Genomic DNA, 13,298 nt, shown 5'->3' on the forward strand with positions numbered 1-13,298 from the left:
CGCGTCGCTCTCAGCGAACGACGGCCGCGGTGTCGGTGGGTCTCCCTAGACTGATTCGCATGCAGTCCACGCGTTCCGTCCGCCCGTTCGAGGTCGTGAGCGAGTACCAGCCGAGCGGCGATCAGCCGACGGCGATCGCCGAGCTCGCCGGCCGCATCAACGCGGGCGAGACCGATGTGGTTCTGCTCGGCGCGACCGGAACGGGCAAGTCGGCGACGACCGCGTGGCTCATCGAGCAGGTGCAGCGGCCGACGCTCGTGCTCGCGCACAACAAGACGCTCGCGGCGCAGCTGGCGAACGAGTTCCGCGAGCTCATGCCGAACAACGCGGTCGAGTACTTCGTCTCCTACTACGACTACTACCAGCCAGAGGCCTACGTGCCGCAGACCGACACCTTCATCGAGAAGGACTCGTCGATCAACGCCGAGGTCGAGCGGCTGCGCCACTCGACGACGAACTCGCTGCTCAGCCGTCGCGACGTCGTGGTCGTCTCGACCGTGTCGTGCATCTACGGCCTCGGTGCGCCCGCGGAGTACCTCGCGGCCATGATGCCCCTGCAGGTCGGGCAGCGCGTCGACCGCGACTGGCTGATCCGCAAGTTCGTCTCGATGCAGTACCAGCGCAACGACGTCGACTTCTCCCGGGGCACGTTCCGCGTGCGCGGCGACACGCTCGAGATCATCCCGGTGTACGAGGAGCTCGCGATCCGCATCGAGATGTTCGGCGACGAGATCGAGGCGCTGTACAGCCTGCATCCGCTCACGGGTGACGTCGTCGCGAAGCTCGACGCCGTGCCCGTCTTCCCGGGCTCGCACTACGTCGCGAGCACCGACGTCATGCAGCGGGCGATCGGCACGATCCGCGATGAGCTCGACGAGCGGCTCGTCGAGCTCGAGCGAGAGGGCAAGCTGCTCGAGGCGCAGCGGCTGCGCATGCGTACCACGTTCGACCTCGAGATGATGGAGCAGATCGGCTTCTGCTCGGGCATCGAGAACTACTCGCGGCACATCGACGGGCGCATGGAGGGCGAGCCGCCGCACTGCCTCATCGACTACTTCCCCGACGACTTCCTCATCGTGATCGACGAGTCGCACGTGACCGTGCCGCAGATCGGCGCGATGTACGAGGGCGACTCGTCGCGCAAGCGCACGCTCGTGGAACACGGGTTCCGGCTGCCGAGCGCGCTCGACAACCGGCCGCTCAAGTGGGACGAGTTCAAGAACCGCATCGGTCAGGCCGTCTATCTCTCGGCGACGCCCGGGCGGTACGAGATGGGCATCGCCGACGGCGTGGTCGAGCAGATCATCCGGCCGACCGGTCTCGTCGACCCGCAGATCGTCGTGAAGCCGAGCAAGGGCCAGATCGACGACCTGCTCGAAGAGATCCGCATCCGCGCCGACCGCGACGAGCGGGTGCTCGTGACCACGCTGACCAAGCGCATGGCCGAGGAGCTCACCGACTTCCTCACCGAGGCGGGTGTGCGCGTGCGCTACCTGCACTCCGACGTCGACACCCTGCGACGCGTCGAGCTGCTCACCGAGCTGCGGGCCGGCGTGTACGACGTGCTCGTGGGCATCAACCTGCTGCGCGAGGGGCTCGACCTGCCCGAGGTGTCCCTCGTGGCCATCCTCGACGCCGACAAAGAGGGGTTCCTGCGCTCGTCGACGTCGCTCATCCAGACCATCGGCCGCGCCGCCCGAAACGTGTCGGGCGAGGTGCACATGTACGCGGACGTGCTCACCGACTCGATGAACAATGCCATCGAGGAGACGACCCGGCGCCGAGAGAAGCAGCTCGAGTACAACCGTGTGAACGGCATCGATCCGCAACCGCTCCGCAAACGCATCGCCGACATCACCGACGTGCTCGCTCGTGAAGAGGCCGACACCGCGGCGCTGCTCGCCAGCCGCGGCGGCGGCAAGCAGAAGGCGCCGGTGCCGAACCTCAAGCGCAGCGGCATCGCCGCGGCCGGCGGCAACGAGCTCGAAGAGCTGATCCGCGACCTCAACGAGCAGATGCTGCAGGCCGCGGGCGAGCTCAAGTTCGAGCTCGCGGCGCGGCTGCGCGATGAGGTGTCGGAGCTCAAGCGCGAGCTCCGTCAGATGGAGAAGGCGGGACACCTGGGCTGAGCGGGCCGACCGACGCGAGCGACGGCGGCAACCCTGAGATTCGAACGTATGTTCGCTGAGAGCACGTGCGATGCGGGCTCCGGTGTCGGTGGTCGTCTTTAGACTTCTGAGGTGCCAGTTTCACGTCTCGATGCCCATTCGCGCCTGAGTGTCCGCGGTGCCCGCGTGCACAACCTGCACAACGTCGACGTCGAGGTGCCTCGCGACGCCATGGTCGTGTTCACGGGCCTGTCGGGCTCGGGCAAGTCGTCGCTCGCGTTCGACACGATCTTCGCCGAGGGGCAGCGCCGGTACGTCGAGTCGCTCTCCGCGTACGCCCGGCAGTTCCTCGGCCAGGTCGACCGGCCCGACGTCGACTTCATCGAGGGGCTGAGCCCCGCGGTCTCGATCGACCAGAAGTCGACCAACCGCAACCCGCGCTCGACGGTCGGCACGATCACCGAGATCTACGACTACATGCGTCTGCTGTGGGCTCGCATCGGCGTGCCGCACTGCCCGGTCTGCGGTGAACGCATCCAGAAGCAGACCGTCCAGCAGATCGCCGATCAGCTCATGGAGCTCGGCGACGGCACGCGCTTCCAGGTGCTGAGCCCCGTCGTGTCCAAGAAGAAGGGCGAGTTCGTCGACCTGTTCCGCGATCTGGCCGCGCAGGGGTACACGCGCGCCGTCGTCGACGGCGACGTCATCCGGCTCGACGAGCCGCCGAAGCTGAAGAAGCAGGTCAAGCACGACATCTCGGTCGTCATCGACCGGCTCGTGGCCTCGCCCGACATCCTCGGCCGGCTGACCGACTCGCTCGAGACGGCACTCCGGCTCACCGACGGGCTCGTGCAGATCAACTACGTCGACCTCGAGGGCGACGCCGCCTGGCAGACCTACTCCGAGAAGCTCTCGTGTCCGAACCAGCACCCCATCCAGCTCACCGAGATCGAGCCGCGCACGTTCTCGTTCAACGCGCCATTCGGCGCCTGCCCCGAGTGCTCCGGGCTCGGCACGCGCATGTCCGTCGACGAGGACCTGCTGCTCGGCGACCCGTCGCTGAGCATCGCCGAGGGGGTCATCCTGCCGTGGACCTCGCAGGGCAAGAGCCTCTACAACTACTACGAGAAGCTGCTGAAGGGGCTCGCGAGCGACCTCGGTTTCAAGCTGAGCACCCCGTGGGAGCAGCTCGACGAGTCCGCGCGGCACGCGGTGCTCCGCGGCGACAACTTCGAGGTCCGCGTCAAGTGGCGCAACCGCTACGGGCGCGAGATGAGCTACACGTCGGGCTTCGAGGGCGTGGTGCCCTACATCGAGCGGCAGTACGTGCAGGCCGAGACCGACGTGCAGCGGGCGCGCTGGGCCGAGTACCTGCGCGAGGTGCCGTGCCCGGTGTGCGACGGCAAGCGCCTGAAGCCCGAGGTGCTCTCGGTGCTCATCCACGACCACAGCATCGCCGACGTCGGCCTGCTGAGCCTCAGCGATGCCCGCTCGTTCATGGACCGGCTCCACCTCAGCGAGCGCGAGCAGACGATCGCGGCGCAGGTGCTCCGCGAGATCAAGGTGCGGCTCGACTTCCTCATCCGGGTCGGGCTCAGCTACCTCGACCTGGCACGGGCCGCCGGCACGCTCTCGGGCGGTGAGGCGCAGCGCATCCGGCTCGCGACGCAGATCGGCTCGGGCCTCACGGGCGTGCTGTACGTGCTCGACGAGCCCAGCATCGGCCTGCACCAGCGCGACAACCGCCGGCTCATCGACACGCTCGTGGCCCTGCGCGACCTCGGCAACACGCTGATCGTCGTCGAGCACGACGAAGACACCATCCGCACCGCCGACTGGATCGTCGACATCGGCCCGGGTGCGGGCGTGAACGGCGGCACGGTCGTGCACTCCGGCTCCTACGACGATCTGCTCAAGAACACCGCGTCGCTCACGGGGGACTACCTCTCGGGGCGTAAAGAGCTGACGATCCCGTCGCACCGGCGACCGATCGACCCCGAGCGGGTCATCACGGTCGAGGGCGCCGAGGCGAACAACCTGCGCAAGGTCGACGTGACGTTCCCGCTCGGCACCTTCACCGCGGTCACCGGCGTCTCCGGGTCGGGCAAGTCCTCGCTCGTGAACGACATCCTGTACAAGGTGCTCGCCAACAAGCTGAACGGCGCCCGCAAGGTTCCGGGCAAGCACCGCCGCGTGTCGGGCCTCGACCAGCTCGACAAGGTCGTGCACGTCGATCAGGCGCCGATCGGGCGGACCCCGCGCTCGAATCCCGCCACGTACACGGGCGTCTTCGATCGCATCCGCACGCTCTTCTCGGAGACCACCGAGGCCAAGGCGCGCGGCTACCTGCCCGGCCGGTTCAGCTTCAACGTGAAGGGCGGCCGCTGCGAGGCGTGCTCGGGCGACGGCACGATCAAGATCGAGATGAACTTCCTGCCCGACGTCTACGTGGCGTGCGAGGTCTGCGGCGGCAAGCGGTACAACCGCGAGACCCTGCAGGTGCACTACAAGGGCAAGAACATCGCCGAGGTGCTCGAGATGCCGATCAGTGAGGCGGCCGAGTTCTTCGAGCCGATCTCCGCGATCCACCGCTACCTGAAGACGCTCGTCGACGTCGGGCTCGGGTACGTGCAGCTCGGGCAGAGCGCGACGACCCTGTCGGGTGGCGAGGCGCAGCGTGTGAAGCTCGCGACCGAGCTGCAGCGGCGCTCCAACGGGCGCAGCGTGTACGTGCTCGACGAGCCGACCACGGGTCTGCACTTCGAAGACGTGCGCAAGCTGCTGAAGGTGCTGGGCAAGCTCGTCGACAAGGGCAACACCGTGATCGTGATCGAGCACAACCTCGACGTCATCAAGTCGGCCGACTGGATCATCGACATGGGCCCCGAGGGCGGCTCGGGCGGCGGTCAGGTCGTGGCGACGGGCACGCCCGAGCAGGTCGCGGCCAACCACGACAGCCACACCGGGTACTTCCTCCGCGAGATCTTCGACGCGCACGAGCGCGCCGAGGTCGCCAGCTGAGGCGATGAGCACCACCGTCGCCTGGCGCCCGAAAGCGGGGGAGATCCCGACGTCTCCGGGCGTGTACCGGTTCCGGGACGCGGATCGGCGAGTCCTGTACGTCGGCAAGGCCAAGAACCTGCGCGCCCGGCTGTCGAACTACTTCGCACCGCTCCGTACGCTCCACGAGCGGACCAGGCGCATGGTGCTCACCGCGGCATCCGTGGAGTGGACCGTGGTCGGCAACGACGTCGAGGCGTTGCAGCTCGAGTACACGTGGATCAAAGAGTTCGATCCGCCCTTCAACGTCAAGTACCGCGACGACAAGTCGTACCCGTATCTCGCGGTGACCCTCGCCGATGACGCGCCCAGGGCGATCGTCACGCGCAACCGCGGCATCCGGGGTGCGAGGTACTTCGGCCCGTATCCGAAGGTCTGGGCGGTCAACGACACCCTCGATCTGCTGCTCAAGCTGTTCCCGATCCGGACCTGCAAAGACAGCGACTACCGGCGCGCGATGGCCACGGGCAAACCGTGCTTCGCGGGGCAGATCGGGCGCTGTTTCGGGCCGTGCTCCGGCCGGGTGACCATCGAGGAGCATCGCGAGAACGTCGGCCGGTTCGTGGCGTTCATGCAGAACCAGGACCGCCGGATCATCGACGAGCTCACCCGGGCGATGCAGCGCGCGGCCGCCGCGCAAGACTACGAGACCGCGGCCCGTCGCCGCGACGAGCTGCAGGCCGCGAACCAGTTCTTCGAGAAGAGCGCGGTCGTGCTCTCCGAGAAGACCGACCTCGACGTGTTCGGCATCGAGCACGACGAGCTGGCCGCCGCGGTGCAGCTGTTCATCGTGCGCGGCGGTCGCATCCGCGGAGTCCGCTCGTGGACGGTCGACAAGGAGCTCGACGTGCCGCTCGGCGAGCTCGTCGACTCGGTCCTGCAGAACGCCTACGCCGAAGACATCGTCCCGCCGGGCGAGGTCGTGGTGCCCGAGCTCCCCGACGACGCGGTCGCGCTCGAGGCCTGGCTCGGGGGCGTGGCCAACCGTCGAGTGCGCGTGCACGCCGCCAAGCGAGGCGACAAGGCGGCCCTGCTGGCGACCGCGACGCAGAACGCCAAGCAGTCGCTGATGCTCTACAAGACCCGGCGCAGCGCCGACTTCACGACGCGGTCCCGCGCGCTCGAAGACATCCAAGAGGCGCTCGGCATGGCCGATGCGCCGCTGCGCATCGAGTGCTTCGACGTGTCGCACCTCTCGGGCACCAACATCGTCGCGTCGATGGTCGTGTTCGAAGACGGCCTGCCGCGCAAAGACGAGTACCGGCGGTTCACGATCCCCGCCTCGACCGACGACACCGACTCGATCCACCAGGTGCTCACGCGCCGGCTCGCCTATCTGGCGGGCGGCGACGAGCGGGCGGATGCCTCGGACGAACACCCGGATCCGTCGGGCGAGACCGCCGCCGAGGCATCCGGGGAGCCCGAGCGCCGGGCCGACCGCGAGGCCGAGTCCGAGCCCGAGCCCGAGGTGTCGCCGAGGCGCAAGAAGTTCGCGTATCGTCCGAACCTGCTGGTCGTCGACGGCGGGCAGCCGCAGGTCGAGGCGGCCGCACGCGCGCTGCGCGAGTCCGGCGTGCAGGGCATCGCGCTCTGCGGCATCGCGAAGCGCCTCGAGGAGATCTGGACCCCCGACTCCGACTTCCCCGTGATCCTGCCGCGGAACTCGGACGCGCTGTTCCTCTTCCAGCGGGTCCGCGACGAGGCGCACCGGTTCGCCATCACGCATCAGCGCCAGCGCCGCAAGCGCGACATCGGCACGGTGCTCTCCGAGATCCCCGGCCTCGGACCGACCAGGGTCAAGCAGCTGCTGCGGCACTTCGGCTCGGTCGCGCGCCTGAAGACCGCGAGCGAGGCCGAGATCGCCGGCGTGAAAGGCATCGGACCGACGCTCGCGAGCACCATCAGGGCGACCCTGCACGGCGAAGCCGCACCAGCGCCCAGGTAGGGTGGAGGCAGGGATCGAAGAAGGGGCATCTGCCGATGGGCGATGAGTCCGAGCGTCAAGAGATGCTCATCGTCACCGGCATGTCCGGAGCCGGTCGCTCGACCGTCGCGAACGCCCTCGAAGATCTCGGCTGGTACGTCGTCGACAACCTGCCGCCGCAGATGCTGCGCCCGCTCGTCGAGCTCGTCGAACGCGCGGGGGCCTCGCTGCCCAGGATCGCGGCCGTGGTCGATGTGCGCGGCGGCGACTTCTTCGCGGAGTTCCACGACATCGTCCAGGCCCTCCGCACGGGCGTGAACGTGCGGGTCGTGTTCCTCGACGCGACCGACGCGGCGCTCGTGCGCCGGTTCGAGTCGGTGCGCCGGCCGCACCCGCTCCAGGAGGACGGCACGATCCTCGACGGCATCACCGCCGAACGTCGCCGGCTCTCGGCCGTGCGCGAGATGAGCGACATCCTCATCGACACCTCTGATCTGAACATCCACCAGCTCGCCAATCGCGTGACCGAGGCGTTCGCCGAGAGCGACTTCGCCGGCCTCAGGCTCACCGTGGTGAGCTTCGGCTTCAAGTACGGGCTCCCGCCCGACGCCGACCTCGTCGCCGACGCCCGGTTCCTGCCGAACCCCTTCTGGGTGCCCGATCTGCGCCCCATGACCGGCACCGACGAGGCCGTGTCCGAGTACGTGCTCGGTCAGCCCGGCGCGCGTGAGTTCCTCGACGCCTACGCGGCCGCGCTCGAGCCGGTGGTCGCCGGGTACCAGCGCGAGAACAAGCGGCACGCGACGGTCGCGATCGGCTGCACCGGGGGCAAGCACCGCTCGGTCGCGCTCGCCCGGGAGCTGGCGAAGCGTCTGGGCCGCATGCCCGGCGTCGCCGTCGCGGTCAAAGACCGCGACCTGGGCCGCGAATGAACGCCCGCGGCCGCACGAGGCTCCGCGGGCCCGGACGCATGACGAACACCGCGCGGGTGAACACCGCGCAGGAAGATGGAGAGACGACGTGGCATTGACCGCCGATGTGAAGGAAGAGCTTGCACGGGTCGAGGTCTCGAAGACGAGCGTTCGCGCCGCGGAGCTGGCATCGATTCTGAGGTTCGCGGGTGGGCTGCATCTCATCTCGAACCGGATCGCCATCGAAGCCGAGCTCGACTCGGCGACGGTCGCCAAACGCGTCACGCGCGCGCTCGGTGAGCTGTACGGGGTGCGGCCCGACGTGTCGGTGATCGCGGCCTCCGGAATGCGCAGGCAGAACCAGTACCTCGTCCGCGTGCTCGACGGGGGCGAGACGCTTGCCCGCCAGACGGGCCTGCTGGACGCGCGCCGGCGTCCCGTGCGCGGCCTGCCGAACCGGCTCACGACCGGGTCCCGCGACGAGGTCGCGGCGGTGTGGCGGGGAGCGTTCCTCGCGCAGGGCGGCCTGACCGACCCGGGACGTTCGGCCGCGCTCGAGATCACCTGCCCCGGGAACGAGGCCGCCATGGCGCTCGTGGGTGCGGCCGGCCGGCTCGGCGTCGCCGCCAAGGCGCGCGAGGTCCGCGGCGTGCACCGCGTCGTCATCCGCGACGGCGAGGCGATCAGCGCGATGCTCGCGCTCATGGGCGCCGCGGAGACCGTGCGCAATTGGGAGGAGCTGCGCCAGCGCCGCGAGGTGCGGGCGACCGCCAACCGGCTCGTCAACTTCGACGATGCCAATCTCCGCCGTTCGGCTCAGGCCGCGGTCGCGGCGTGCGCGCGCGTGGAGCGGGCGATGGAGCTGCTCGGCGACGACATCCCCGACCATCTCAAGTACGCAGGCCGGCTGCGGCTCGCGCACCGTGAGGCGAGCCTCGACGAGCTCGGACATCACGCGGATCCGCCGATGACGAAGGACGCGGTCGCCGGACGCATCCGGCGTCTGCTCGCGATGGCCGACAAGCGTGCGGCCGAGCTCGGCGTGCCCGGCACCGAGGCGAGTCTTCCCGAGTTCGACGACGTATGACGCTCGCGCGACGCAACCCCGCGCGCCCGATCGTTACAGAGGCATAGACTCGAACGAGCCGCCGTTCCCGGCCAGACGCGCCGAACGCGGCATCTGACAAGGAGAAGCAATGGCTGAGTACACCCTGCCCGACCTTCCGTACGATTACGCGGCTCTCGAGCCGTCGATCAGCGGCCGCATCATGGAGCTGCACCACTCCAAGCACCACCAGGCGTATGTGACCGGTGCGAACACCGCCCTGACCCAGCTGGCCGAGGCCCGTGAATCCGGCAACCTCGCGAACGTGAACAAGCTCGAGAAGGACCTCGCGTTCAACCTCGGCGGCCACGTCAACCACTCGATCTTCTGGACGAACCTCTCGCCCGAGGGCGGCGACAAGCCGACCGGCGAGGTCGCCGCGGCGATCGACGACCAGTTCGGCTCGTTCGACGCGTTCCAGGCGCACTTCACGGCGACCGCGCTCGGCGTGCAGGGCTCCGGCTGGGCCGTCCTCGCGTGGGACTCGATCGGCGCACGCCTCATCGTGCTGCAGTTCTTCGACCAGCAGGCCAACCTTCCGGCCGGCATCGTGCCGCTGCTCATGCTCGACGTGTGGGAGCACGCGTACTACCTCGACTACCAGAACGTCCGCGCCGACTACGTGAAGGCGTTCTGGAACATCGTGGACTGGGCGAACGTCCAGCGACGCTTCGAGGTCGCCCGCGAGAAGACGTCGGGCCTGCTGCTACTGTCGTAAGCCGAACGGTGTCCCCGGGCCCCGTTCGGGGACACCGTCGTCCGGTATCACCTTGAAATCCGCGCCTTCGCGCATATCACTCAGGAGACCTCGTGTCCGTAAAGATCGGCATCAACGGCTTCGGCCGGATCGGCCGCAACTACTTCCGGGCCGCCCTCGCCCAGGGCGCCGACCTCGAGATCGTGGCGGTGAACGACCTCACCGACAACAAGACCCTCGCGCACCTGCTGAAGTACGACTCGATCACGGGCCGGCTCGACGCGACGGTCGACTACGACGACGAGAACCTGATCGTGGACGGCAAGACCATCAAGGCGTTCGCCGAGCGCGACCCTGCGAACCTGCCCTGGGGCGAGCTCGGCGTCGACATCGTCATCGAGTCGACCGGGTTCTTCACCAAGGCCGCCGACGCCCGCAAGCACCTCGAGGCCGGCGCGAAGAAGGTCCTCATCTCCGCACCCGCGACCGACGAGGATGCGACGTTCGTCATGGGCGTGAACGAGCAGTCCTACGACCCGGCGAAGCACCACATCATCTCGAACGCCTCGTGCACCACGAACTGCCTCGCGCCGCTCGCCAAGGTGTTCAACGACGCGTTCGGCATCGAACGCGGCCTGATGACGACGGTGCACGCGTACACCGCGGACCAGAATCTCCAGGACGGCCCGCACAAGGACCTCCGCCGCGCGCGCGCCGCGGCGATCAACATCGTGCCGACCTCGACCGGCGCCGCAAAGGCCATCGGCCTCGTCATGCCCGAGCTCGTCGGCAAGCTCGACGGTTTCGCGCTCCGTGTGCCGATCCCCACCGGCTCGATCACCGACCTCACCGTCACGGCCTCGCGCCCGGTCACGGTCGACGAGATCAAGGCGGCCTACAAGGCCGCGGCCGAGGGCCCCATGAAGGGCATCCTCAAGTACACCGAAGACCCCATCGTCTCGAGCGACATCGTGACCGACCCGCACTCGTCGATCTTCGACGCGGGCCTCACGCGCGTCATCGGCGACCAGGTGAAGCTCTCGAGCTGGTACGACAACGAGTGGGGCTACTCCAACCGTCTCGTCGACCTCACCGAGTACGTCGCCGAGCGGCTCTGAGCGGGCACGCCGTGACGCTGCGAACGATCGACTCCCTCGGTCCGCTCGCCGGCAAGCGCGTCGTCGTCCGGTGTGATCTCAACGTCCCCCTCCAGGACGGCGCGATCACGGACGACGGCCGCGTGCGGGCCTCGGTGCCGACGCTGCAGGCGCTGACCGGGCAGGGTGCCCGCGTCATCGTCGTCTCCCACCTCGGCCGCCCCGACGGTGCGCCCGACCCGAAGTACAGCCTCGCGCCGGTCGCGACGCGCCTCGGCGAGCTGCTCGACGCGCCGGTCGCGTTCGCGACCGACACGGTCGGGGCGGATGCCTCCGCCAAGGTCGAGGCGCTCGGCGACGGCGAGGTGCTCGTGCTCGAAAACCTCCGCTTCAACCCGGGGGAGACGGCGAAGGACGACGCCGAGCGTGGCGCGTTCGCCGAACAGCTCGCCGGGTTCGCCGACGCGGTCGTCTCCGACGGCTTCGGCGTCGTGCACCGCAAGCAGGCGAGCGTCTACGACCTCGAGCAGCTGCGGCCGAGCGCCGCAGGCCTCCTCATCGCGGCCGAGCTCGACGTGCTCGACCGGCTGACCGAGACGCCCGAGCGGCCGTACACCGTCGTGCTCGGCGGGTCGAAGGTCTCCGACAAGCTCGGCGTGATCGCGCACCTGCTGCCGCGGGTCGACGCGTTGCTCATCGGCGGCGGCATGCTGTTCACCTTCCTCGCGGCCCAGGGGCACCGGGTCGGCGCGAGCCTGCTCGAACAGGACCAGATCGAGACCGTCCGAGGCTACCTCGCCGAGGCGGCGGAACGCGGCGTCGACCTCGTGCTGCCGACCGACGTGGTCGTGGCCGAGAAGTTCGCGGCGGACGCCGCGCATCAGGTCGCGCCGGCGGACGCCATCGAGCAGACCCCGTTCGGGGCATCCGGGCTGGGGCTCGACATCGGCCCCGACACCGCGGCCGCGTTCGCCGAGCGCATCCGTTCGTCGAAGACCGTGTTCTGGAACGGGCCTATGGGCGTGTTCGAGCTCGCGCCGTTCGCCGACGGCACGCGCGAGGTCGCACAGGCACTCACCGAGGTCGACGGCCTCAGCGTGGTCGGCGGTGGCGACTCCGCCGCCGCCGTGCGTCAGCTCGGGTTCTCCGATGACGCGTTCGGACACATCTCGACGGGCGGCGGCGCGAGCCTCGAGTTCCTCGAGGGTAAGCAACTCCCCGGACTGGAGGTCCTTGGATGGCAGTGAAGCGCACCCCGCTCATCGCGGGCAACTGGAAGATGAACCTCGATCACCTGCAGGCGATCGCGTTCGTGCAGAAGCTCGCATGGGCGTTGACCGACTCGAAGCACGACCCGGCCGATGCCGAGGTCGCGGTGTTCCCGCCGTTCACCGACCTGCGCTCGGTGCAGACCCTCGTGGCGGCCGACTCGCTGCCCATCGCGTACGGCGGTCAAGACGTCTCCGCGCACGACTCGGGCGCCTACACGGGCGAGATCTCGGGCGCGTTCCTCGCCAAGCTCGACGCGAAGTACGTCATCATCGGGCACTCCGAACGTCGTACGTACCACCATGAGACCGACCAGGTCGTGAACGCGAAGGTGATCGCAGCGCACAAGCACGGCCTCGTGCCGGTGCTGTGCGTGGGCGAGACGGCCGAAGACCTCGAGGCGCACGGCGCGAGCGCCGTGCCCGTGGCGCAGCTGCGCGCCGCGCTCGAGGGCGTCGACGCGTCGAAGGAGCTCGTCGTGGCATACGAGCCCGTCTGGGCGATCGGCTCGGGGCAGGCGGCGACGCCCGCGCAGGCCGAGCAGGTCGCGGCCGCGCTCCGCGCGGTCCTCGTCGAGGTGCTCGGCGAGGAAGCCGCGCAGGCCACGCGAGTGCTCTACGGCGGCTCCGTGAAGGCCGCGAACATCGCCGCGTTCATGCGCGAGCCGAACGTCGACGGCGCCCTCGTGGGCGGCGCGAGCCTCGACATCGACGAGTTCTCGAGCATCGTCAGGTTCAAGAAGCACGTCGGCGCGTAGCGCCGGAGCATCGGTTTCAGGCCGTCGGGGCCCGTCCTGAATGGAGACGGGCCCCGACGACCGTTATACTCGGGTGTCGGCACGGCGCCCCTCGTCGTGTCATGAAAGGGTTCACCGTGGAGATTCTCCAGGTCGTCCTGCAGGTGCTGCTCGGCCTCACGAGCCTCCTGCTGACGCTGCTCATCCTGCTGCACAAGGGCCGCGGCGGTGGCCTCTCCGACATGTTCGGCGGCGGGGTCACGTCCAGCCTGGGCGCATCGGGCGTGGCCGAGCGCAACCTCAACCGCATCACGGTCGTCCTCGGACTCGTGTGGGTCGCATGCATCGTCGTGCTCGGCCTGATCACGAAGTTCGACGCCGGACTCTGACC

The 13,298-nt window shown here is 69.0% G+C and carries 10 protein-coding genes; all 10 read left to right on the top strand.

Annotated features, from left to right (window positions below; translation table 11 throughout):
* Positions 1 to 59 precede the first annotated feature (59 nt).
* The 10 genes from uvrB to secG all read left to right on the top strand — a co-directional run bounded on the left by uvrB (position 60) and on the right by secG (position 13,296).
* Positions 60 to 2,129, top strand: a complete 2,070-nt coding sequence (uvrB, locus tag RH864_RS12525) for an excinuclease ABC subunit UvrB (protein ID WP_310517888.1) — start codon at positions 60 to 62, stop codon at positions 2,127 to 2,129.
* A gap of 111 nt (positions 2,130 to 2,240) precedes the next feature.
* Positions 2,241 to 5,129 carry an excinuclease ABC subunit UvrA gene (uvrA, locus tag RH864_RS12530; protein WP_310517889.1) on the top strand — a complete coding sequence of 963 codons (2,889 nt, stop codon included), beginning with the start codon at positions 2,241 to 2,243 and terminating at the stop codon, positions 5,127 to 5,129.
* Between the two features lie 4 nt (positions 5,130 to 5,133).
* Positions 5,134 to 7,113, top strand: coding sequence for an excinuclease ABC subunit UvrC (gene uvrC / locus RH864_RS12535; protein ID WP_310517890.1), 1,980 nt, complete (start codon positions 5,134 to 5,136; stop codon positions 7,111 to 7,113).
* Positions 7,114 to 7,148: 35 nt separating this feature from the next.
* On the top strand, positions 7,149 to 8,024 hold the full coding sequence (rapZ, locus tag RH864_RS12540; RefSeq protein WP_310517891.1) for an RNase adapter RapZ: 876 nt from the start codon (positions 7,149 to 7,151) through the stop codon (positions 8,022 to 8,024).
* An 88-nt stretch (positions 8,025 to 8,112) separates the two neighbouring features.
* Entirely contained in the window at positions 8,113 to 9,090 is a 978-nt protein-coding gene (gene whiA / locus RH864_RS12545; RefSeq protein ID WP_310517892.1) for a DNA-binding protein WhiA, read from the top strand.
* A gap of 109 nt (positions 9,091 to 9,199) precedes the next feature.
* Positions 9,200 to 9,826, top strand: a complete 627-nt coding sequence (locus RH864_RS12550) for a superoxide dismutase (protein ID WP_310517893.1) — start codon at positions 9,200 to 9,202, stop codon at positions 9,824 to 9,826.
* Between the two features lie 92 nt (positions 9,827 to 9,918).
* On the top strand, positions 9,919 to 10,923 hold the full coding sequence (gap, locus tag RH864_RS12555) for a type I glyceraldehyde-3-phosphate dehydrogenase (protein ID WP_310517894.1): 1,005 nt from the start codon (positions 9,919 to 9,921) through the stop codon (positions 10,921 to 10,923).
* Between the two features lie 11 nt (positions 10,924 to 10,934).
* A complete protein-coding gene (locus RH864_RS12560) occupies positions 10,935 to 12,149 on the top strand; it encodes a phosphoglycerate kinase (protein WP_310517895.1) in 1,215 nt (404 codons plus the stop codon).
* On the top strand, positions 12,140 to 12,928 hold the full coding sequence (gene tpiA / locus RH864_RS12565) for a triose-phosphate isomerase (RefSeq protein WP_310517896.1): 789 nt from the start codon (positions 12,140 to 12,142) through the stop codon (positions 12,926 to 12,928). The genes RH864_RS12560 and tpiA overlap by 10 nt, the downstream gene beginning before the upstream one ends.
* A gap of 116 nt (positions 12,929 to 13,044) precedes the next feature.
* Entirely contained in the window at positions 13,045 to 13,296 is a 252-nt protein-coding gene (gene secG / locus RH864_RS12570) for a preprotein translocase subunit SecG (protein ID WP_310517897.1), read from the top strand.
* Positions 13,297 to 13,298 lie beyond the last annotated feature (2 nt).

This window comes from Agromyces aerolatus (genome assembly GCF_031432255.1).
Classification (GTDB): Bacteria; Actinomycetota; Actinomycetes; order Actinomycetales; family Microbacteriaceae; genus Agromyces.

Bases quoted from the DNA above. Each gene is read 5' to 3' on its own strand.
- uvrB (WP_310517888.1), top strand. From the start codon at position 60: ATGCAGTCCACGCGTTCCGTCCGCCCGTTCGAGGTCGTGAGCGAGTAC.
- uvrC (WP_310517890.1), top strand. From the start codon at position 5,134: ATGAGCACCACCGTCGCCTGGCGCCCGAAAGCGGGGGAGATCCCGACG.
- rapZ (WP_310517891.1), top strand. From the start codon at position 7,149: ATGGGCGATGAGTCCGAGCGTCAAGAGATGCTCATCGTCACCGGCATG.
- RH864_RS12550 (WP_310517893.1), top strand. From the start codon at position 9,200: ATGGCTGAGTACACCCTGCCCGACCTTCCGTACGATTACGCGGCTCTC.
- tpiA (WP_310517896.1), top strand. From the start codon at position 12,140: ATGGCAGTGAAGCGCACCCCGCTCATCGCGGGCAACTGGAAGATGAAC.